We start from the raw sequence: 1,912 nt of genomic DNA on the forward strand, positions 1-1,912 counted from the left end.
TGATAGAAACAGAAGCCACTGGAGCACCTCAAAAACACCATCATACACTAAATCAGTAAGTTGGCAGCATCACCATATATCGTAAGAATAATGTAGTTTTTAACACCATCCCTGGTATCTCAACTATCTCTATAAAACAGCGTGACGCTGTCGTCCTCTGGCCCTATCCCAGATGCCGTAAAAACGCCCTGCATTGCTGGCGGTATACCAGACAGTATGACGAATATTGCGATGCCCAAGATAATCCTGGATAAGTCGCGTATCTATTCCCATATTCGCCAAAGCAAAACCACACGAATGGCGTAACATGTGCGGATGAATCTCCAGTGACAACCCGGCATTACCACCGGAAGTCGAGATAATATGGTAAAACTGTTGCCGAGAAAGCGGATTCCCCTTACGCGATAAAAATACCCATTCGCTCTCAGCATGCGGGTACGAAGTACGGATACTCAACCAGTTTTTTAAAGCCTGAACTTCTTTGTTCAATAGCGGGTGCGTTGTTGAAAAGCCTTTTTTTAATCGATGGATATAGATACACTTTGCCTTAAGATCAATATCCGAAATCCTCAATCGACAAATTTCACTCGCCCGGAAACCATGAATAAAACAAAGCAAAGTCAGACAATAATTACGTGCTGCATGAGGCCCGGTATTTGCTGCTTTAAGGAGTGATTCGATTTCACTATGGGTCAGGAAGTTCCTTTTTTTGTTATCAGCCTTATTCTTCATCGTTTTCCCTTATAATTACAGACGCGCACTAGCTGTGCTGGGTTAGCAATAATTCAACATTTTTATCCTGATTATGTTTATAAAAGCGAACGTTTGCTTAATAACTAACGTAAGTGGACCAGTTCTTCTGAGTGAACTTAAATGGAGTAGCGATAGTTACTTATAATAACTTTGCCATACAAACGCCATGCTCTTGCATGCTATGTACCTTTATATATTTATAAATCTGATACGAATCGAATAATAACCCTCATCATTAATGCAACTAATCTTATCTATATATCATGTGATATGTTCTGTAACAAGTAAAATCAACATAAAAAATTCAGCAAAATTTAATATTCGTTCAACTAGCCGTCTCACATATGACATTATTAGTCAACTGCATTTGCCACAAAATGGCTATTTCATGGAACGCAGTAATTTCTTAGTGGCTATTATCATGCTAATTCTTAGATCCCTAGCGATTATTCCTGCCTGGTTCGTCAGCTTAGGCCATGAGATTGTTACATTCCCTTTTATCCTGGAGATATGGGGGAACGCAGGCGACGCTTTTTCATCTGCATCCGTTGGTAACTATGGCTTTGGTCACTACGACTTAAACCTTCCTCAATCACAGCTATTCGCCGGGCGATACGGCAAACAAACTAAGTGAAACATCATCCTGAAAACACCAACATCAACAAGCCTCTCCAGATCGACATCAGGAGTGACCAGTTACAAGCCACAAACCAAGAAACATATTTCATGATGAGAATTATACTCAGCCTGATGGCGGGTAAACACTTATTTTCACCAAGCTCACTGAGTTAGCTTGCAAAGCTTTCTTTGTTTAGATTCTAAATAAATTATTTACAAAACAGATTGTTAAAAGAAAACCTTTAGTTTTTGAAGACCAATGCAAGTGTTCGTCTGGCTTCACATGGCATCTGCTTCTTAGGAAAAGATCGACATATTTTGTGACACGAATTGCAAATCTGGTTTTGTTGTATGGATTGCGTGATTTTTGATCTGGTATAACAGGTATAAAGGTGCACCGCGATAGTCAATGAGACTGGGCATCTCGTAATCTATGGCAAACATCACTTCAGTTCTTTCTCATCGGGTGATGAAAACGCACTTCAGTCTCAAAGGAATATGAAAATGGGATCAACAGTCACTCTATTTTATGACTCTGGGT

Annotated in this window: 1 protein-coding gene; it reads right to left on the minus strand. The window is 39.7% G+C overall.

Annotated features, from left to right (window positions below):
- Nucleotides 1-129: 129 nt before the first annotated feature.
- The gene (gene fimB / locus OQV04_RS24430; RefSeq protein WP_000790583.1) at nucleotides 130-732 is read right to left on the minus strand and encodes a type 1 fimbria switch DNA invertase FimB; all 603 of its coding nucleotides are present in this window, start codon (nucleotides 730-732) and stop codon (nucleotides 130-132) included.
- Nucleotides 733-1,912 lie beyond the last annotated feature (1,180 nt).

The organism is Escherichia sp. Lx600-2 (genome assembly GCF_036662595.1).
Lineage (GTDB): Bacteria > Pseudomonadota > Gammaproteobacteria > Enterobacterales > Enterobacteriaceae > Escherichia > Escherichia coli.

Bases quoted from the DNA above. Each gene is read 5' to 3' on its own strand.
- fimB (WP_000790583.1), bottom strand. From the start codon at position 732: ATGAAGAATAAGGCTGATAACAAAAAAAGGAACTTCCTGACCCATAGT.